This is a genomic window from Streptomyces sp. NPDC034084 (assembly GCF_055575535.1).
Window position 1 is genome coordinate 152,072 of record NZ_JBVISK010000003.1, and the last position, 19,922, is coordinate 171,993.

The window sequence follows — 19,922 nt, forward strand, 5'->3', positions numbered from 1 at the left end:
GCACCGTGCCCGAGAGATCAGGCGGGCTTCACCGAGTCCACGCCCGAGCGGGCCGTGCGCCATTCGCCGCGCGTGAAGTCGGGGATCTCCTGCGGAGCCCCGTTCGCCTTGATCGAGGCGTGGCTCAGCGGCACCGGAGCCGTCCAGGTGGCGGCGTCGTACACGTCGAAGTCCGGCGGAAGACCGCGCTGGAGGCACTGCATCAGGCGGTAGACCATGATGTAGTCCATGCCGCCGTGGCCGCCCGGCGGGTTGGCGTGCTCCTTCCACAGCCAGTGGTCGAACTCGGCCGCGTACGCGGAGAAGTCCCCCCACTGGTCGTCCTTGTGGTCCGGCTCCAGGTAGATCCGGGCCGGGTAGTCCTCGAAGACGCCCCGCGTCCCGCCCAGGCTGTTGATCCTGCTGTACGGGTGCGGGGTGGAGACGTCGTGCTCCAGGCGGATCAGCCGGCCCTTGGCCGTCTTGACCATGCTGATCGTCCGGTCGCTCTCGACGTACGTCTCCTTCCAGCTCGGGTCGCCCGGCGGCATGTGCGCCGCGCGGTACTCGGCGAGCCCGAGCGCCGGAGTGCCGAAACTGCTGATGCTGACCACCCGGTCGCCGCGGTTGACGTCCATGTAGTTGGCGACCGGTCCGAAACCGTGGTTCGGGTAGAGGTCCCCGCGCAGGCGCGTGTGCCACAGCCGGCGCCAGGGCCCCTCGTAGTACGTCGGCGAGAACATCAGGCCGCGCAGGTCGTGGTTGTACGCCCCCGCGCCGTGCAGCAGCTCCCCGAACCTGCCGGCGTGCGCCATGCGCAGCACCCGCATCTCGTTCCGCCCGTAGCAGCAGTTCTCCAGCTGCATGCAGTGGCGGCGGGTCTGCTCCGACAGGTCGACCAGCTCCCACAGCTCGGCGAGCTCCATCGCGACCGGACACTCCACGCCGACGTGCTTGCCGTTCAGCATCACCGACCTGGCGATCGCGAAGTGGGTCTCCCAGGGGGTCGCCACGTACACGAAGTCGAGGTCGGTGCGGGTACCGAGGTTCTCGTAGTCGTCCTCGCCGTGGGTGTACAGGGCGGGAGCCGGCTGTCCGGCGGCGACGACGGCCGCCGCGGCCCGTTCGGCCTTCTCGCGCACCGGGTCGCAGAGGGCGACCACCCGGACCCAGGGGAGGGAGAGGAAGTTGCCGATCATGCTCGCGCCGCGGTTGCCCAGGCCGACGATGCCGATCCGGACCGTGGAACGGCCTTCGAAGGGGACTCCGGCCATGGTGGCGCCCCGGCGCTTGGGCACGGCCGCGGCCGCCGCCTCCGGCGCGGCGGCGGAAGCGGATCCGGTGGCGGCCCGCGCGGTCTGCCCGGCGCCCGCGGCGGCGATGCCGAGCCCTGCTCCGGCCGCTCCCGCGGTTGTCCGGAGGACCTTGCGGCGGCTGGGGGTGCGCGGTGTCTGCTCGTTCATGGAACCTCCCGGAGCGGTGTGCACGGTTGTTTCATGGAGCCCGCACAGGACCCTGGCCCCGGTGGCCGATGGTGCGCAAGGGCGCCGATAGGACTCTTGCGACGGGTGGTTGGACTTTACTGTTCCGCTTTCCCCGTCGAGCGGCACCGCCCGCCGGTGATCACTCGAACATATGAAGGACCCCTCACCGCACGGGGTGAGGGGTCCTTTCCGCCCGGGAACGCGGCGGCTGACACGCTGTCAGGGTCGCGTGGCACGCTCCAGGGCGAGGAGCACCGATCCATAGCTCCGGCCCGTCGCCCGGTCCATCCCGATCTCGCACATCCGGTTGGCCGAGAGGTGCGCGTCGAACGGCCGGGCCGTCACCTCGGCCGCCTCACGGGCCGTCGCCGAGGCCGTCAGCTCGGGGTGCAGCATGCCCCGGTCGCCGGCGAAGGCGCAGCAGCCCGCGTCGGCGGGGACGACGACCTCCTCCGCGCAGGCCCCGGCGAGCACCGTGAGCTTCTCCTCGTCGCCCAGGTGCCGCATCGAACAGGTCGGGTGGACCACGGCCGAGGCGACGCGGCGCCGCACCTCCAACCGGGGGAGCAGCTCGTCCGCCGCCCACACCGGAGAGTCCACCACCGTCAGTTCCGCGTGCAGGGCCCGGTTCTCCTCCGTCAGGTACGGCACGACCTCGTGCGCGATCCCGAGGGCGCACGAGGAGGCGTCCACCACCAGTGGCAGCTTCCCGCCCGCCGTCCACCCCCAGGCGGCCTCGACGATCCGGTTCGCCATCACCTCGTTGCCCCGCTCGTACCCCTTGGAGTGCCAGATCGTCGCGCAGCACGTTCCGGCCACGTCGTCCGGGATCCACACCGGGCGCCCGGCCCGCGCGGACACCGTGACCACGGCCTCCGGGAGCGAGGGCCCGTGCCCACCGTCCGGACCGCCGAAGATCCGGTTCACACAGGCCGGGTAGTAGACGGCGACCGCCGCCGGACGGTGGGTGCGCGGAAGCCACCGCGCCGCCGCACCGGGGAGCTCCGGCAGCCACTCCGGTACGAGCTCGGGGCGGACGGCTTTGCGGGCGAGGCCCGTCAGCGGTTCCAGGACCCGGCCGCCGATCCGGTCGGCGGCGGCGACCGCGAGCCGCGCGGAGGTCTCCACGGCGCGGAAGTTCTTCGCGGTCAGCGCGGCGATCCGCTCCTCCCGCGTCGAGTGCCGCTCGTGCCGGAACTCCCTCATGAGCGCCCCCGTGTCGATCCCGACCGGGCAGGCCAGCTTGCAGGTGGAGTCGCCGGCGCAGGTGTCGACGGCGTCGTAGCCGTACGACTCCAGGAGCCGGGCCTCGACGGGCGAGCCGTCGGGCTGGCGCATCATCTCCCGGCGCAGCACGATCCGCTGGCGCGGAGTGGTCGTCAGGTCATGGCTGGGGCAGGTCGGTTCACAGAAGCCGCACTCGATGCAGGGGTCGGCGATCCGCTCCACGGACGGGATCGTCTTCAGGCCCCGCAGATGGGCCTGCGGGTCGCGGTCCAGGACGATCCGGGGGGCGAGCACGCCGGCAGGGTCGACGGCCTCCTTGACCCGCCACATCAGATCGGTCGCCCGCGTCCCCCACTCAAGCTCCAGGAAGGGGGCGATGTTCCGGCCGGTGGCGTGCTCCGCCTTCAGCGAGCCGTCGAAGCGCTCCACGGTGAGCTTGCAGAACTCGTCCATGAAGGCCGCGTACCGCTCGAGGTCCGAGGGGTCGGCCGCGTCGAAGGCGAGCAGGAAGTGGAGGTTCCCGTGAGCCGCGTGGCCCGCCACGGCCGCGTCGAAGCCGTGCCGGGCCTGGAGGTCGAGCAGCGCCTCGCAGGCCTCCGCGAGCCGGGCCGGCGGCACCGCGAAGTCCTCGGTGATCAGGGTCGTACCGGAGGGGCGGGAGGCGCCGACCGCCGCCACGAAGGCCTTGCGGGCCCTCCAGTAGCCGGAGATCCGCCGGGGGTCGCGGGTGAAGGCGTTCTCCACGGAGGCCACCGGGGCGACCAGGTCCAGGCCGGCGAGCACCGCCGCCGCCGCCCGCTCGTACGCATCGAGGGCCGGTGTGTCCGGGGCCCGGAACTCGACCAGGAGCGCCGCCGCCTCCCTCGGCAGCTCCGCCCAGTCGGCGGGCACGCCCGCCACGCTCACCGAGGCCCGCAGTGTGTTGCCGTCCATCAGCTCGACGGCGAGCGCCCCGGCCCCGTCGAACAGCGGCACGGCCGCGGCGGCGGCCGGCAGCGAGGGGAAGAAGAGCAGGGCCGTGGACACCTCGCGGTCCAGTGGCAGGGTGTCGAAGACGACCTCGGAGAGGAAACCGAGGGTGCCCTCGGAGCCGACCATCAGACCGCGCAGGATCCGCACCGGGGTGTCGCCGTCGAGGAAGGCGTCGAGCCGGTAGCCGTTGGTGTTCTTGATGGCGTGCTTGGCGCGGATCCGGGCGGTCAGCTCGGCGTCCGCCTCGATCTCCGCCTTCAGGCCCATCAGCTCCGCGCACAGCCTCGGCTCGGCGCGCGCGAGCTCCTCGTCGGCGTCCGGGGCGGCCGTGTCGACCACGGTCCCGCTCGGCAGCACCACGGTGAGGGAGGAGACGGTCCGGTAGGAGTTACGGGTCGTGCCGGCCGTCATGCCCGAGGCGTTGTTGGCGACCACCCCGCCGACCGTGCAGGCGATCGCGCTGGCCGGATCGGGCCCCAGGACCCGGCCGTGCGGAGCGAGCGCGGCGTTGGCCCGCACCACGGTGGTGCCGGGCCGGATCCGCGCGCGGGCTCCCCCGTCCAGGACCTCGACGCCCACCCAGTGGCGGCGCACGTCGACGAGGATGTCCTCGCCCTGCGCCTGTCCGTTGAGACTGGTCCCCGCGGCCCGGAAGACGACCTCGCGGCCCTTGCCGTGGGCGTACGACAGGACGGCGGAGATGTCGTCGATGTCCTCGGCGACCACGACGACCTGCGGGACGAAGCGGTACGGGCTCGCGTCCGAGGCGTACCGCACCAGGTCGGAGATCTTCGACAAAACCTTCCCGGGCCCGAGGAGCTCGGTGAGCTCCTCGCGCAGCCGGCGCGGAGTGCCCCGGGCCCGGAGCTCCGGCACGCGGTCCGGGGCGGGGGTCCGCTTCGCACCGGAACGGAGGGCCCGCGGGTTCGGCTCGAACAACGGCATGTCACGGCTCCCCTTCGGCGCGTCCCCGCGCCCGGGGGGTCAGCAGCCGCGCTCCGGGCCGCGGTCGACCAGGGCGGACAGCAGACCTTCGAGCACCTCGCGCTGTTCGACGGTCAATGGAGCAAGGATGTCCTCCGCGGCGGCCCTGCGCGCGCTGCGCAGCTCGCGCAGCGTGGCGCGGCCCGCGTCGGTGAGCTCGATCCGCACCACCCGGCGGTTGCTCGGATCGGGCACCCGGCGCACCCGGTCGCCCGCCTCCAGGCCGTCGACGAGACTGGTCACGGCCCTCGGGACGACCTCCAGGCGGGCCGCCAGGTCGGCCATCCGGGGCGGCTCGCCGAAGTGCGCGACCGTCCGCAGGAGCCGGGACTGCGCCGGTGTGATGCCGACCGGCTCCAGATGGTGCTTCTGGATGCGGTGCAGGCGACGGGTGAGCCGCAGCAGCTGCTCGGCGAGGAGCCCGTCGCTGTCGGTCCCGCGCGGACGGTCGGGGGTGTTCATGCGGGAACAATATCAGGACCATGTTCATTGTGAGTATAGGTAACAGTGAGCTATGCTCCGATGGATCGTCCACTCTCGAAGGAGCTCATGCGCCCCCACGACCAGTCCGACTGGACGCCTCCGCCCCGCGACTCCACGCAGCCCAAGGAGCCTGCTCAGGTGCGGCGGATCCTGCGGCTCTTCCACCCGTACCGCGCGCGCCTCGCTCTCGTCGGCCTCCTGGTCGGCGCCGCCTCGCTCGTCTCGGTCGCCTCGCCGTTCCTCCTGCGGGAGGTCCTGGACACCGCGATCCCCCAGGGCCGCACCGGGCTGCTCAGCCTGCTCGCCCTCGGCATGATCGCCACCGCCGTCCTCACCAGCGTCTTCGGCGTGCTCCAGACCCTCATCTCGACCACCGTCGGCCAGCGCGTCATGCACGACCTGCGCACCGGGGTCTACGAGCAGCTCCAGCGGATGCCCCTCGCCTTCTTCACGCGCACGCGTACGGGCGAGGTCCAGTCCCGCATCGCCAACGACATCGGCGGCATGCAGGCCACCGTGACCTCCACGGCGACCTCCCTCGTCTCCAACGTCACCGCCGTCGTCGCGACCATCGTCGCCATGCTCGCGCTCGACTGGCGCCTCACCCTCGTCTCGCTGCTCCTGCTGCCGGTCTTCGTCTGGATCAGCCGGCGCGTCGGCCGCGAGCGCAAGAAGATCACCACCCAGCGCCAGAAGCAGATGGCCGCCATGGCCGCGACCGTCACCGAGTCCCTCTCGGTCAGCGGCATCCTGCTCGGCCGCACCATGGGCCGTGCCGACTCGCTGACCAAGTCCTTCGCCGAGGAGTCCGAGCGCCTCGTCGACCTCGAAGTGCGCTCCTCCATGGCCGGACGGTGGCGCATGTCCACCATCGGCATCGTCATGGCCGCCATGCCCGCCCTGATCTACTGGGCCGCCGGCATCGCCCTCGGCTCGGGCGGCGCGGAGATCTCGCTGGGCACGCTCGTCGCCTTCGTCTCGCTCCAGCAGGGCCTCTTCCGGCCCGCCGTCAGCCTGCTCTCCACCGGGGTGCAGGTGCAGACGTCCCTCGCGCTCTTCCAGCGCATCTTCGAGTACCTCGACCTGCCCGTCGACATCACCGAACCCGACGAGCCGGTCCGGCTGACGGAGATCCGCGGCGAGGTCTCCTTCGAGAAGGTCGAGTTCCACTACGACCCCGAAGGGCAGGCCCGCCCGACCCTGGACGGGATCGACCTGACGGTCCCCGCCGGCGGCAGCCTGGCCGTCGTCGGCCCCACAGGCTCCGGCAAGTCCACCCTCAGCTACCTCGTGCCCCGGCTGTACGACGTGACGGGGGGCCGCGTCACCCTCGACGGGGTCGACGTGCGTGACCTGGACTTCGACACCCTCGCCCGCGCGGTCGGCGTCGTCTCCCAGGAGACGTACCTCTTCCACGCCTCCGTCGCCGACAACCTCCGCTTCGCCAAGCCGGACGCCACCGACGAGGAGATCGAGGCCGCCGCGCGCGCCGCCCAGATCCACGAGCACATCGCCTCGCTCCCCGAGGGGTACGACACCCTCGTCGGCGAGCGCGGCTACCGGTTCTCCGGCGGTGAGAAGCAGCGCCTCGCCATCGCCCGCACCATCCTGCGCGACCCGCCCGTCCTGATCCTCGACGAGGCCACCAGCGCCCTCGACACCCGGACCGAGCACGCCGTGCAGCAGGCCATCGACGCCCTCTCGGCAGGCCGCACCACCCTCACCATCGCCCACCGGCTCTCCACCGTCCGCGACGCCGACCAGATCGTCGTCCTGGAGGCGGGCCGGATCACGGAGAGCGGGACGCACGAGGAGCTGCTCGCCCGCGACGGGCGGTACGCGGCGCTGGTCCGCCGCGACGCCCGCACCGAACAGGCGAACGCGGGAGCGGTTGTTCCCCAGAACGTGTGATCGTGCCGGGATTCGTTGCCCCACTCCCTTACGGCATCGGATGATTACGGAGTGCGAGCGACGGGCTGCAGACCGCGACCGCACACGTCCCACTGATGTACCTGTACGAGGAGAAGCACCACCATGAACGTCATCACCAACCTGCTCGCCGGCGTCCTCCACTTCCTGGGATGGCTCGTCTGACGATCGCAGTGCCCGGCGCCGTCGGCCCCCCGTCCCAGGGGTCCGGCGGCGCCGCCTCGTGCGCGGTTCCCCGGATTCCCGCGCGGACCGGGTTAGCGTGCGGGCATGACGTACCGGTCGCCGTCCCCGTACGCACCCCCGCGCCGCCCTCTCCGTCCGCGCCGCCCCTCCTTGCCCCGGCCTCCCCGCCGCGGCCGACTCACCCGGCGCGGCCGTCTCGCGCTGCTCCTCGGAGCCGTCCTCGTCGTGGCCGTCGGCGTCGCCGTCCCCCTGCTGCTCATCCGCGACGAACCGGCCGTCGAACAGCCCCGCAGCCTGCTCGTCCCGGAGGGCCGACGGGCCGGACAGATCTACACGGCCGTCGACCGGGCCCTCCACCTGCCCGACGGGACCGCGCGGAAGACCGCGACCACCCCCGGCGTCCTCCCGCTGCCCGCCGAGGCCGGCGGCAACCCCGAGGGCTACCTCTTCCCCGCGACGTACCCGGTGCTCTCCTCCACCACCCCGGAAGAGCTCCTGCGCTTCATGGTGGACACCGCCCGCAAGCGCTACGGCACGGGTCGGATCGCCGAGGGAGCGCGGGCGCACGGACTCAGCGTGTACGAGACGGTGATCGCGGCCAGCATCGTGCAGGCCGAGGCCGACAACCCGGAGGACATGGCGAAGGTGGCCCGCGTCGTCCACAACCGGCTCGCGGGGGGCATGGCGCTCCAGATGGACTCGACCCTCAACTACGCGCTCGGCCGCAGCACGGTCGACACGAGCGTCGAGGACACCAGGTCCGAGAGTCCGTACAACACCTACGCGCGCAAGGGCCTGCCTCCGACGCCCATCGGCAACCCGGGGGACCAGGCCGTGGACGCGGTGATCCGCCCGGCGGACGGCGACTGGCTCTACTTCGTCACCGTGGCCCCCGGGGACACCCGCTTCACCGCCGACTACGCCGCCCACCAGGCGAACGTGGCCGAGTTCAACGCGAACAGGAGCGCCGGAAAGCCCTGACCATGCAGGTCACGCGCTCGGCGCGGTGACCCGCTCGCGGCGCAGGAGGCGGCGGATGTCGGAGACGGCGGCGCGTCCGGCCCGGTTGGCGCCGATCGTCGAGGCCGACGGGCCGTAACCGACGAGGTGGACGCGTTCGTCCCGTACCGCGCGGGTGCCTTCCACCCGGATGCCGCCTCCCGGCTCCCGCAGCCGCAGCGGCGCCAGATGGTCGATCGCCGGCCGGAAGCCGGTCGCCCACAGGATGACGTCCACGTCGACGGTCCGGCCGTCGTCCCAGGCAACCCCGGTCGGGGTGATCCGGTCGAACATGGGAAGGCGGTCCAGGATCCCGCGCGCGCGTGCCGCACGGATCGCGTCGTTGAGGGGGAGACCGGTGACCGAGACGACGCTCTGCGGCGGCAGCCCGCGCCGTACCCGGTCCTCGACCAGGGCGACCGCCGCGCGACCCTCCGCCTCGCCGAAGGGACCCTCGCGGTAGACGGGCTCGCGCCGGGTCACCCAGAACGTCTCCGCGGCGACGTCCGCGATCTCCATGAGGTGCTGGGTGCCGGAGGCCCCGCCGCCCACGACGAGCACCCGCCGGCCGGCGAACTCCTCGGGACCCGGGTATCCGGCGGTGTGCAGCTGGCGGCCCCGGAAGGTCTCCTGGCCGGGGTAGCGCGGCCAGAACGGACGGTCCCAGGTGCCGGTGGCGTTGATCAGGGTCCGCGTCGCGTACACCCCCTCCGAGGTCTCCACCCGGAGCCGGCCGTCCTCGCCGTCCCGGACGGCCGTGACGTCGACGGGCCGGTGGACCCGCAGGTCGAAGGTCCGCTCGTACGCGTCGAAGTACGCGCCGATCACCTCCGAGGAGGGCCGGGCGGGATCCGCTCCGGTCAGCTCCATGCCGGGCAGCGCGTGCATCCCGTGGACCTTGCCGTACGTGAGGGACGGCCAGCGGAACTGCCAGGCGCCACCCGGCTCGGGGGCGTGGTCCAGCACGACGAAGTCCCGGTCCGGCTCCAGACCGGTGCGCCGCAGGTGGAAGGCGGCCGAGAGCCCCGCCTGTCCGGCGCCGATGACGACGACGTCCACCGACCTGACCTCTTCGAGCCCGAAATCGTTCACGCTTCCACCAACCGGGCTGGGGGCGAGGTTTCTTCCCGGCTTCGGGGCCCGCCCCTCTCCCGCAGGACCGGGCTCCCGGCCGCCTCTCTCCCCTGAGCCCGGGGGCGGCGCGGCGGACTTCGTGCCGCCGACCTCCTACCGCCCCCGGCACCAGCGGCGTCTCCGTGAGGGGTCACCGCCCGCCCGGCACCAGCAGCGGCGCGCCGCCCGGGGCCGAGGCCGGGCGGCCGTTCGCCGCCGGGACGCCGAGCAGCGGGGAGACCGGGGCCGACGGCAGCAGCCCGCGCGCCGCGAGCTCGGGCGTCACGCCCTCGCCGAACCAGTACGCCTCCTCCAGATGCGGGTACCCGGACAGGACGAAGTGCTCCACCCCCAGGGCGTGGTACTCCTCGATCCGGTCCGCCACATCGGCGTGGCTGCCGACCAGAGCGGTCCCCGCCCCGCCCCGTACCAGACCGACGCCCGCCCACAGGTTGGGCGAGATCTCCAGCCGGTCGCGGTCGAGCGAGCCCCCGCCGTGCAGCGCCAGCATCCGCTGCTGGCCGACCGACTCGCTCCGGCCGAGCAGCTCCTGCGCCGCGGCCACGGTCTCCGCGTCGAGATCGGAGAGCAACCGGTCGGCCGTCGCCCAGGCCTCGCGCGCCGAGTCCCGCGAGATCGTGTGCAGCCGGATCCCGAACCGGACCGTCCGGCCGCGCTCCTCCGCGAGCCGCCGGATCCAGTCGATCTTCTCCTTCACCTGCCACGGAGGCTCACCCCACGTCAGGTACACATCCGCGTGCTCCGCCGCGACCGGACCGGCCGCCGCGGAGGAGCCCCCGAAGAAGATCTCCGGCAGCGGGTCCGGTGGAAGGGCGGTCAGCCCGCCGTCGATCCGGAAGTGCTCCCCGTCGAAGTCGAACGGCCGCCCGCCCCACACGCCCCGCACCACCGAGAGGAACTCCGCCGTGCGCGCGTACCGCCGGTCGTGGTCGAGATGGTCGCCGAAGCGGCGCTGCTCGGCCGAGTCGCCGCCGGTCACCACGTTGAGCAGCAGCCGGCCCCGGGTGATCCGCTGGTACGTGGCCGCCATCTGGGCCGCGAGCACCGGCGAGATCACTCCCGGCCGGAACGCCACCAGGAACTTCAGGCGCTCGGTGTGCTGGGCCAGCGCGACCGTCGTCAGCCAGGCGTCCTCGCACCACGTGCCGGTCGGGGTCAGCACGGCCTCGAAGCCCAGCTGCTCGGCCGCCTTGGCGATCTGGACCAGATAGTCGATGTCGGGGGCGCGGACCCCGGACACGGTCCGGTCCCGGGTGATCCCGCCGTCCGTGTACGCGTGCCGGTCGACGAGGGTCCGGCCGTCGCCGCCGGTCGGCAGGAACCAGTGCAGATGGACGGTCATCAGGAGGCCTTTCCGTAGCTGCGCGCCGGGGTGGTGGACGGCGGCAGGTCCTTGTCGAAGCGGGTGTCGACGTAGTCGGCGAAGCGGAACGTGCGGGGGATCAGCCCGAGCGCGGCGAAGGTGTCGGCGATCTCCTGCTCGGAGGCGATCGCCGCGTCGTCGAGGGCCACGGGGATACGGGTCCCGTTGGAGCGCTTCACGGCGGCGAGGGCCACCTCGTAGGGCAGCCCGGTCTCCTTCGCCCAGACCTTCGCCCACTCCTCGGGATGGTCGAACACCCAGCCCTGGGCGCGGCGCAGCCGCTCGACGAAGTCGCCGATCGCCTTCGCCTTCTCCTTGTCGGCCAGCGCCGACGGCGCGGCGACCTGGAAGCCGAGGCCGTTGACGAGGCCGCGGCCGTCGGTCAGCACCCGGCCCTTGCCGCCCAGCAGGACCTGGGAGGTGTACGGGTCCCAGACCGCCCAGGCGTCGACCTTGCCGCTGGTGAACGCGGCCAGGGCGTCGGCCGGCTGCAACAGGCTGACCCGCACGTCGTCCAGGCCGAGCCCGGCCCTCCGGAGCGAGGTGATCAGCTGGAAGTGGGCGGAGCTGCCCTGGGCGACCGCGACCCTCTTCCCCTTCAGGTCCCGCGCGGTGCGCAGTGGCGAGTCCTTCGGGACGAGGATCGCCTCGCCCGCGGAGTCGCCGTGCGTCGCGGCGACCACGGTGATCTTCGAGTCGGCGCCGGCCGCGAAGACGGGCGGGGTGTTGCCGACGGAGCCGAAGTCGACGGCTCTGGCGTTCACCGCTTCGAGGAGCGGTGGACCGGAAGTGAACGTCGACCACTTCACCCGGTACGGGAGGTCGTCGAGCTCACCGGCGGCGCGCAGCAGCGCCTCGGCGCCGCCCTTCTGGTCGCCGACGTTCAGGACGAGGGAGCCCTTGCCGTCGGAGTTCGAGGCGTCGCCGGCGGCGGAGGCGCCGGAGCAGGCGGAGGCGAGCAGGGCGAGCGGCACGAGCAGCGCCGCGGCGGACAGGCGGAAGGACTTCACGGTTGTCTCCTCGGGGGGACGGGGGTGCATCGGTTCAGGCCGTGGCGGGTGCGGCGAACTCGCCGTCCGCAACGCCGAGTTCGGCGAGCAGCCGGGTACGGAGGGCGGCGAGCGCGGGATCGCCGGGGGAGCGGGGCCGGTCGAGGCCGACGGCGGTGTCATACGCGATCACGCCGTCCCGCATCACCAGCGCGCGGTCCGCGAGCAGCAGTGCCTCGTCGACGTCGTGCGTGACGAGCAGAACCGTGCAGCCGCGCCGCTGCCACAGCTCGGCCACGAGCCGCTGGGCCTTGATCCGCGTCAGCGCGTCCAGCGCGCCGAACGGCTCGTCGAGCAGCAGCAGATCCGGGTCCCGTACCAACGCCCTTGCGAGGGAGGCGCGTTGGGCCTCGCCGCCCGACAGGGTCTTCGGCCAGGCGCCCGAGCGGTGGTCGAGCCCCACCTCCGCGAGTGCCTTCTCCGCCACCGCCCGGCCCGGCTTCCCCGGCAGCCCGAGCAGCACGTTCCGCCAGACCTTCTTCCAGGGCATGAGGCGTGGCGCCTGGAAGGCGACCGCGCGGCGGCGCGGCACGAGGACCGTGCCGGAGATCTCCCGGTCGAGCCCCGCGAGGATCCGCAGAAGGGTCGACTTGCCGCAGCCGCTGTGCCCGAGCAGCGCGGTGAACTGCCCGGTGCGCAGCGTCAGATCGAGGCCGTCGACGACGGGACGCCCGTCGAAGGAGCGGGTGAGACCCTGGACGGTCACTGCCCCGTGAAGGTCGGTCGCCATTGCAGCAGCAGCCTTTCGAGAGTACGGACGAGGGCGTCGGCGAGCAGGCCGAGGAAGGCGTAGACGACCAAGCAGACGACGATCACGTCCGTGCGGAAGAACTCCCGCGCCTGGTTCATGAGGAAGCCGATCCCGGCGTCGGCGTTGATCGACTCGCCGAAGACGAGGGCGAGCCAGGCCGTGGCCAGGGAGTAGCGCAGTCCGGTCATCGCCCCGGGCAGCGCACCCGGCAGGACGACGTGCCGGACCAGGCCCCACCGCCCGAGCCCCAGCGCCTCGCCCGCCTCGACGAGTTGGGCGTCGACGCCCCGGATGCCGGCGTACACGTTGAGATAGAGGTGGAAGGCGACGCCGAGGGCGATCAGCGCCACCTTGGGCGCCTCCCCGATGCCCAGCCAGATGATGAACAGCGGGATGAGCCCGACCCACGGCACCGTCCGCAGCATCTGCACGGGAGCGTCGACGAGATCCTCTCCGAGCCGCGAGAGCCCGGACACCAGGGCGAGCGCGAGCCCCGCCACCCCGCCGAGCAGCAGCCCCGCCGCCACCCGCCGCAGCGAGACCCCCATCGCGGTCGGCAGCGTCCCGTCCCGGACCAGCTCGCCGGCGGCCCGGGCGATGGTCCCCGGTGAGGCCAGCACGTCCGCCGGCAGTACCCCCGCCGTACTGGACGCCTGCCAGAGGGCGAGCAGGAGGACCGGGCCGACGGCCCGGCGCAGCCAGCGCGGAACGGACGGGCCGCGACCGGGCCTTCCTGTCGGAGTCAGGGGTTCGACGTCCGGCAAAGGCGATATGTCGGGCAGGGATGAGGGTGGGGCATGGTCGACCGTCATGACGGACTCCGGGGGAGGGGGAGACGGGGGTACGCGTCATCGCCCGTGGGCGCGGAAGGGACACGCGCGCACGGCGATCAGGGCGTCAGAGAGGTGTGGTGCGGGTGAAAGGGCGTCAGCGGCCGCGGCGACACGCGGCGGAGGCCACCCGCAGCAGGTCGATGTGACCGCGCGTGGTGAGCAGGGCTGTACGCAACATGGCGCGAACGTAGCGGCCGACGCACGCCGGGTCAACGGCGTCTCGTCCCCTGGACGCACGCTCGGCCTCGCCGCCTCGCCGCCTCGCCGCCTCGCCGCCTCGCCGCCTCGCCGCCTCGCCGCCACGGCGCTCCGGCTCTCCCGGCGGGGCGCGCCGGACCCGGCGGCCTAAGCTGCCGTACGGCACAGGTCCCGACCCAGGAGCGCCCCTCATGAACGACCGCGACCGGCAGCACCCCTACCCCGACGCGTTCCGGGCGGACGAGGCGCCCGCGCCGCATCCGCTGCTCGCCCCGGTGGCCGGGCTGCTCGGGACCTGGTCCGGCCGGGGGCGGGGCGGTTATCCGTCCCTCGCCGAGGAGTTCACGTACGAGCAGGAGGTCACCTTCAGCCACGACGGGCGCCCCTTCCTGCACTACGAGGCGCGGGCCTGGCTGGTCGACGAGACCGGCACCCCGCTGCGGCCCTCCGCCCGGGAGAGCGGCTGGTGGCGGCTCCAGCCGGACGGCCGGGTCGAGGCGCTGATCACCCAGCCCACCGGCATCGCCGAGATCGCCGTCGGTCACGCGGACGGCAATACCGTGGACCTCACCACCCACGAGGTCGCCCTCACCCCCACCGCCAAGCAGGTCGACGCCACCCGCCGCCGCTACACCCTCACCGGCGAGGACACCCTCGACTTCTCGCACGACCTCGCCGCCGTCGGCCGTCCGCTCCAGCACCACCTCGCGGTACGGCTCCACCGCGAGCACCGGAGCTGAACGGAACTCGCGGGGCCTGCACAATACGGGGGTGAGCGATGACGACCCGTACCTGTGGCTGGAAGAGATCTCCGGCGAGGCCGCCCTCGCGTGGGTGGCCGAGCGGAACGCCGAGACGGCGGACGTGCTGGCCGCCGACGCCGGGTTCGCCCCGCTGAAGGCACGCCTGCGCGAGGTGCTCGACGCCTCGGACCGCATCCCGTACACCGTGCGGCGCGGCGCGTACCTCTACAACTTCTGGCGCGACGCCCGGCACGTGCGCGGAGTGTGGCGGCGCACCACCCTGGAGCAGTACCGCAAGGACGAACCCGAGTGGGAGGTGCTCCTCGACGTCGACGCGCTGGCCGCCGCGGAGGACGAGAAGTGGGTGTGGGACGGGGCGCAGGTGCGCCGTCCCGCGTACGACCGGGCCCTGGTGCGCCTTTCACGGGACGGCGGGGACGCCGTCGTCGTCCGTGAATTCGACCTCGCCACGCGGGAGTTCGTCGCGGACGGCTTCACGGTTCCGGAGGCAAAGACCCAGATCGACTGGATCGACGCCGACACCGTCTTCGTCGGCACGGACACCGGGCCGGGCTCACTGACCGCGTCCGGCTACCCGCGCACGGTCCGCAGATGGCGGCGCGGCACGCCGATCGAGGAGTCCGAGCTGGTCTACGAGGCCGAGGACGGCGACGTGTCGGCCTGGGGATACCACGACGACACCCCCGGCTTCGAGCGGGACCTCGTCGGCCGATCGCTGGACTTCTTCCGCAGCGAGACGTACCTCCTGGAGCCCGACGGCACGACCGTACGCCTCGACGTCCCCGACGACGCCCTGGTCGAGGCCCATCGCCGCCACCTGCTCGTCACCCTGAAGTCCGACTGGCTCGGGCAGCCCACCGGCTCCCTCCTCGCCTTCGACCTCGACGCCTTCCTCGCGGGCGACCGCACCCACGAGGTGCTGTTCACCCCCGACGAGCGGACGGCCCTCGCCGGGTACTCCTGGACCCGGCACCATCTGATCCTGGAGACGATGCGGGACGTCAGCGCCCACATCGAGGTCCTCACCCCGGGCCCCGGCGGCGCCGCCTGGACGCGCACCCCGCTCGTCGGCGTCCCGGCGCTGTCCGCCGTCGGCGTCGTGGACACCGACCCGGACGTCTCCGACGAGTACTTCCTCGACGTGTCCGGCTTCCTCCAGCCCTCCAGCCTTCACCGCGGGCACATCGGCGGCGACACGGAGGTCCTCAAGCAGGCCCCGGACCGTTTCGGCACCGCCGGGCTCACCGTCGAGCAGTACTTCGCGACCTCACCGGACGGCACCCGCGTGCCGTACTTCGTCATCGGCCCCGACCACGCCACCACCGGTCCCGGCCCCACGCTGCTCTACGGCTACGGCGGCTTCGAGGTCTCCCTGACCCCCCACTACGGCGCCGTCACCGGCCGCGCGTGGCTGGAGGGCGGCGGCACGTACGTCATCGCGAACATCCGCGGCGGCGGCGAGTACGGCCCCGACTGGCACCAGGCGGCGCTCGGCGCCCAACGGCCGCGGGCCTTCGAGGACTTCGCGGCCGTCGCCGAGGACCTCGTCGCCCGGGGCATCACCACCCCGGACCGGCTCGGTGCGGAGGGCGGCAGCAACGGCGGCCTGCTCATGGGCGCGATGCTCACCCGCTGTCCCGAGCTGTTCGGCGCGATCGTCGCGCAGGTCCCGCTGCTCGACATGACCCGCTTCCACAAGCTCCTCGCGGGCGCGTCCTGGATCGCCGAGTACGGCGACCCCGACGACGAGACCGACCTCGCCCACCTGCGCGAGCTCTCCCCGTACCACCGCCTCACGGCCGACCGGACCTACCCGCCGGTGCTCCTCATGACGTCCACCCGCGACGACCGCGTCCACCCCGGCCACGCGCGCAAGACGGCGGCGCGGCTGCGGGAACTCGGACATCCCGTCCTGTTCCACGAGAACACCGGCGGCGGCCACGCGGGCGCAGGGGACAACGAACAGGCCGCCCACAACAGCGCCCTCGTCTACACCTTCCTCCGGCGGCACCTGACCTGAGGGCCTCGGGGGTGTCTCGTCGATCATGCCGGGCTCGCGGCTCCCTGATCCGGCCCGATCGACAAGACACCCCCTAGAGCCACCCCTGGCGCTGCGCCTGCAGCGCCATCTGGAAGCGGCTCGTGGCGCCGAGCCGGGCCATGAGGACCTGGATCCGGCGGAACAGCGTGCGGCGGCTGACACCGATCTCCCGGGCGATGACGTCGTCGCTCGCGCCGCCCGCGAGCAGCCACAGCAGCCGGCGGTCGGCGGGCAGGAGCCCGGCGGGCAGGACACCCGCCGGGCGGCCCGTGCGGCCGTGGAACGGCAGGGCGGTCTGCCAGGTCTGCTCGAACAGCGCGACGAGCGCGGAGAGGAGCCCGCAGGGCTGCACGACCAGCATCGTGTTGTGCACGTCGGCCTCCCTGATCGACAGCGACACGAGCGCGTACGCCTCGTCGATGATCAGGAGCTTGACCGGCACCGACGGCAGCACCCTGGCCTGCTCTCCGGCCTCGACGCACGGCTCGATGACCGTCCGCATCTTGTCCGGGTGCTCCAGCGAGGCCTGGGAGTAGATGACGCGCTGCGTCACCCCCCGGGCCAGTGTCGCCAGCGCGTCCTCGGTGGCGCCCGCGATGGGGGTGTACGGAGGGGAGTCGAACTGCCGGATCTGCTCGCGGGCGCTGGCCCAGGCCTGCCGGCTCCGCAGGCCGATGGCGTCGCCGGTGACGACCTCCACGAGATCGTCGTTGTACGCGGCGAGCCGCTGCCGCCGGAACGACTCGAAGGCGCCCCCGATCGTGATCCGCGACTCGTCGAGCTCGGCCGCCCGGTGCCGCCCCAGGATCTCCAGGCCCGCGGCGGGAGGCACCGGGGCCACCAGGTCCGGGCCCTGCGCGGCCGGACTCGCGAGGCCCGCGTCGACCAGCTCTCCGTACGCCGCCGACAGCTCCGCACCGTCGAGACCGGCCGCGGAACCGATGTCGCTCAGTGGCGCGGGACCGAGGTCCAGGAGCCGGATGTAGACCCGGCGGGCCTCGTCGCCGATCCCGAGGAGCCGGAGCGCCTCACTGAGCTTCTCGTTCGTCATGGACCGCATTATCGACCCGCTCCGGCCGCTATCACCGGCCGGGTGTGGCCGATCCGTGCCACTGGCTGATCCGGGCACCCGGCGGCCCCGCGGGGGAGTAGCGTCCGGATGCCGCCGACGACCGGCGGCCGAGAACGTACCCGGAAGAAGGTGCAGGACGTGGCGAAGGGTCGCAAGAACGGCCTCTATGGAGGCGTCTCCGAGGAGCTTTCCGCTCTGATGAGGACGGGGTGGGCGGACACCGAGCGGCAGGACCTCGAACCGGCCGAGCAGGCCCCGTACGCGGCCCGCCGCCGCGACGCGCTCTCCGCGCTCTTCCCCGGCGAGCGCCTGATCGTCCCTTCGGGCAACCTCAAGTACCGCTCCAACGACGACACCTACCCGTTCCGCCCGTACTCCGGCTATGTCCACATGACCGGCGACCAGGCCCGTGACGGCGCGCTCGTCCTCGAACCCCGCGCCGACGGCGGCCACGACGCCTACTGCTACCAGCTGCCCCGCGACAGCCGGGACGACGACGAGTTCTGGATCGGCTACACGGCCGAGCTGTGGATGGGCCGCCGCCGCTCCCTCGCCGAGGCCGAGACCGTCCTCGGACTGCCCTGCCGCGACGTCCGCACCCTCACCGAGGACCTGGCGGCCGGCTCCGGCCTGCCGACCCGGATCGTCCGGGGCATCGACCCGGCCCTCGAAGCGGCCGTCACCACCGACGAGGAGCGCGACGCCGAACTGGAGGGCGCGCTCAGCGACCTCCGCCTCGTCAAGGACGAATGGGAGCTCGGCGAGATGCGCAAGGCGGTGGACTCCACCGTGCGCGGCTTCACCGACTGCGTCGCCGAACTCTCCCGCGCGATCGCCTCGTCCGAGCGGTGGATCGAGGGCACCTTCTTCCGCCGGGCCCGCCTTGAGGGCAACCACGTCGGCTACGGCTCCATCTGCGCCGCCGGCGACCACGCCACGATCATGCACTGGACGGGCAACGACGGCCCGGTGCGCCCCGGCGAACTGCTCCTCCTCGACGCCGGCGTGGAGACGCACTCCCTGTACACCGCCGACGTCACCCGCACCCTCCCCATCAGCGGCACGTTCACCCCGGTCCAGCGCCAGGTGTACGACGCGGTGTACGAGGCCCAGGAGGCGGGCATGGCCGCGGTGAAGCCGGGCGCTCCGTACCGCGACTTCCACGAGGCGTCCCAGCGCCACCTGACGGCGCGCCTCGTCGAGTGGGGCTTCATCGAGGGCCCCGTCGACCGCGCGTACGAGCTCGGCCTCCAGCGCCGCTTCACCATGGCCGGCACCGGTCACATGCTCGGCCTGGACGTTCACGACTGCGCGCAGGCCCGCACGGAGGAGTACGTCGACGGCGTCCTCGCACCGGGCATGGTGCTCACGGTCGAGCCCGGCCTGTACTTCCAGCCGGACGACCTGACCGTGCCCGAGGAATGGCGCGGCATCGGCGTCCGGATCGAGGACGACCTGGTCGTCACCGAGGAGGGCCACGAGAACCTGTCGGCCGGTCTCCCGCGCTCCTCGGCCGAGGTCGAGGCCTGGATGGCCCGCTACGCGGGCTGAGCACCCGCACCGCCGCACGAGGTGCCGACCGCACGCGGGTGTGCGGTCGGCCCCTCGTCGTTCCGGGAACCACGGGCCGCCATCGCGTGCTCGACGTCCGGAAGGATCCGGTCGAGGTCCGCCTCGACCGTGAGACGGCGCGGGCCTCGGGGCTCCCCGTGGCCGCTCGCGCCCCGCCACGGCCTGGCGGCACGCGCGCGCAGGGGCTACCGCTCCGCACACAGATCCGGGTCACGCGTGCGCGAACGAGAGAAGGGCGGCCGGATGTTCACCGATTCAGGTGATAGCGGTCGAGGCGAAACGTCCCTCCCCGCAGCGGTGCGGCCACGCTCGACGTGACACATGGAGCCACCCTGTGGAGCGTCCGATGCAGCTGATCCCCCGTCATGACCCGTACCTCGACGTCCGCTCGACCGGCGGCCACACGGTCGCCGCCCTCCGTGGCGAGCTCGACCTCGTCCTGGTGCGGCACCTGCGGCCCGAGCTCGACGCCCTCACCCGGGAGGCCGAGGCCCTGACCGTCGACATCCGGCGCCTCACCTTCTGCGACGCCACCGGACTCGGGCTCCTCGCCCACTGCGCAGGCCGCGTGAGCCGGCGCGGTGCGCCCTGGCGGCTCTTCTGCGACCAGCCGTGGATCCTGCGGCTCATCCGGATGACCGCGCTGACCGAGGTCCTCCGCCCGGAGCCCGGCCCACCGGACTCCGGGGACCAGCCCGCTCCGACCGCCCCCGAGGTCCGTTCCCGTCCGGGCCCGGGGTGACGGGCACACGAACGGGGCGAGGCCACTCCGTACGAGGTGGGGGTGGGGGCCGCCCGGACGGGGGCCCCGTTCTGGTCCATGCCGCACGCGCAGGTGTACCCCCAGTGCGAGCGGCTCCTGGAGGCGGGGCTCACCCGAGCCCTTCGGCGGGGCGAGGGCG

Annotated in this window: 15 protein-coding genes; 6 read left to right on the forward strand and 9 right to left on the reverse strand. The window is 73.0% G+C overall.

What is annotated here, in order from left to right:
• Nucleotides 1-17: 17 nt before the first annotated feature.
• The 3 genes from ACZ51I_RS11725 to ACZ51I_RS11735 all read right to left on the reverse strand — a co-directional run bounded on the left by ACZ51I_RS11725 (nt 18) and on the right by ACZ51I_RS11735 (nt 5,108).
• Nucleotides 18-1,442 (reverse strand): Gfo/Idh/MocA family protein, encoded by a 1,425-nt coding sequence (locus tag ACZ51I_RS11725; protein WP_468874183.1) that lies wholly within the window; start codon nt 1,440-1,442, stop codon nt 18-20.
• A gap of 240 nt (nt 1,443-1,682) precedes the next feature.
• A complete protein-coding gene (locus ACZ51I_RS11730; protein ID WP_468874185.1) occupies nt 1,683-4,607 on the reverse strand; it encodes an FAD-binding and (Fe-S)-binding domain-containing protein in 2,925 nt (974 codons plus the stop codon).
• Between the two features lie 39 nt (nt 4,608-4,646).
• Nucleotides 4,647-5,108, reverse strand: coding sequence for a MarR family winged helix-turn-helix transcriptional regulator (locus ACZ51I_RS11735; RefSeq protein WP_468874187.1), 462 nt, complete (start codon nt 5,106-5,108; stop codon nt 4,647-4,649).
• 87 nt (nt 5,109-5,195) lie between these two features.
• Between ACZ51I_RS11735 and ACZ51I_RS11740 the strand changes: the two genes are divergently transcribed.
• Nucleotides 5,196-7,040 (forward strand): ABC transporter ATP-binding protein, encoded by a 1,845-nt coding sequence (locus tag ACZ51I_RS11740; RefSeq protein WP_468875606.1) that lies wholly within the window; start codon nt 5,196-5,198, stop codon nt 7,038-7,040.
• 288 nt (nt 7,041-7,328) lie between these two features.
• The gene (gene mltG, locus ACZ51I_RS11745; RefSeq protein WP_468874190.1) at nt 7,329-8,225 is read left to right on the forward strand and encodes an endolytic transglycosylase MltG; all 897 of its coding nucleotides are present in this window, start codon (nt 7,329-7,331) and stop codon (nt 8,223-8,225) included.
• 9 nt (nt 8,226-8,234) lie between these two features.
• Here the strand turns inward: mltG and ACZ51I_RS11750 are convergent, their stop codons facing one another.
• The 5 genes from ACZ51I_RS11750 to ACZ51I_RS11770 form a co-directional block, all read right to left on the reverse strand.
• Entirely contained in the window at nt 8,235-9,335 is a 1,101-nt protein-coding gene (locus tag ACZ51I_RS11750) for an NAD(P)-binding domain-containing protein (RefSeq protein ID WP_468874193.1), read from the reverse strand.
• Nucleotides 9,336-9,507: 172 nt separating this feature from the next.
• Complete coding sequence (locus ACZ51I_RS11755; RefSeq protein WP_468874195.1) at nt 9,508-10,719, reverse strand: LLM class flavin-dependent oxidoreductase; 1,212 nt, start codon at nt 10,717-10,719, stop codon at nt 9,508-9,510.
• On the reverse strand, nt 10,719-11,780 hold the full coding sequence (locus tag ACZ51I_RS11760; RefSeq protein ID WP_468874198.1) for an ABC transporter substrate-binding protein: 1,062 nt from the start codon (nt 11,778-11,780) through the stop codon (nt 10,719-10,721). The genes ACZ51I_RS11755 and ACZ51I_RS11760 overlap by 1 nt, the downstream gene beginning before the upstream one ends.
• 4 nt (nt 11,781-11,784) lie before the next feature.
• The gene (locus ACZ51I_RS11765) at nt 11,785-12,519 is read right to left on the reverse strand and encodes an ABC transporter ATP-binding protein (RefSeq protein WP_468874200.1); all 735 of its coding nucleotides are present in this window, start codon (nt 12,517-12,519) and stop codon (nt 11,785-11,787) included.
• Entirely contained in the window at nt 12,492-13,352 is an 861-nt protein-coding gene (locus tag ACZ51I_RS11770) for an ABC transporter permease (RefSeq protein WP_468874203.1), read from the reverse strand. Before ACZ51I_RS11770 ends, ACZ51I_RS11765 begins: the two co-directional genes overlap by 28 nt.
• 410 nt (nt 13,353-13,762) lie before the next feature.
• On the opposite strand from ACZ51I_RS11770, the gene ACZ51I_RS11775 reads away from it, so the two are divergent.
• Together ACZ51I_RS11775 and ACZ51I_RS11780 are read left to right on the forward strand one after the other, a co-directional pair.
• Entirely contained in the window at nt 13,763-14,311 is a 549-nt protein-coding gene (locus ACZ51I_RS11775; RefSeq protein ID WP_468874206.1) for a nitrobindin family protein, read from the forward strand.
• A gap of 31 nt (nt 14,312-14,342) precedes the next feature.
• Entirely contained in the window at nt 14,343-16,355 is a 2,013-nt protein-coding gene (locus ACZ51I_RS11780; protein ID WP_468874208.1) for a prolyl oligopeptidase family serine peptidase, read from the forward strand.
• A 73-nt stretch (nt 16,356-16,428) separates the two neighbouring features.
• On the opposite strand, the gene ACZ51I_RS11785 is transcribed toward ACZ51I_RS11780, so the two are convergent.
• Nucleotides 16,429-17,427, reverse strand: a complete 999-nt coding sequence (locus ACZ51I_RS11785) for a LuxR family transcriptional regulator (protein ID WP_468874210.1) — start codon at nt 17,425-17,427, stop codon at nt 16,429-16,431.
• A gap of 159 nt (nt 17,428-17,586) precedes the next feature.
• On the opposite strand from ACZ51I_RS11785, the gene ACZ51I_RS11790 reads away from it, so the two are divergent.
• Together ACZ51I_RS11790 and ACZ51I_RS11795 are read left to right on the forward strand one after the other, a co-directional pair.
• On the forward strand, nt 17,587-18,999 hold the full coding sequence (locus ACZ51I_RS11790) for an aminopeptidase P family protein (RefSeq protein WP_468874212.1): 1,413 nt from the start codon (nt 17,587-17,589) through the stop codon (nt 18,997-18,999).
• A gap of 367 nt (nt 19,000-19,366) precedes the next feature.
• Entirely contained in the window at nt 19,367-19,762 is a 396-nt protein-coding gene (locus ACZ51I_RS11795; RefSeq protein ID WP_468874214.1) for an STAS domain-containing protein, read from the forward strand.
• The last annotated feature ends 160 nt before the right edge of the window (nt 19,763-19,922 follow it).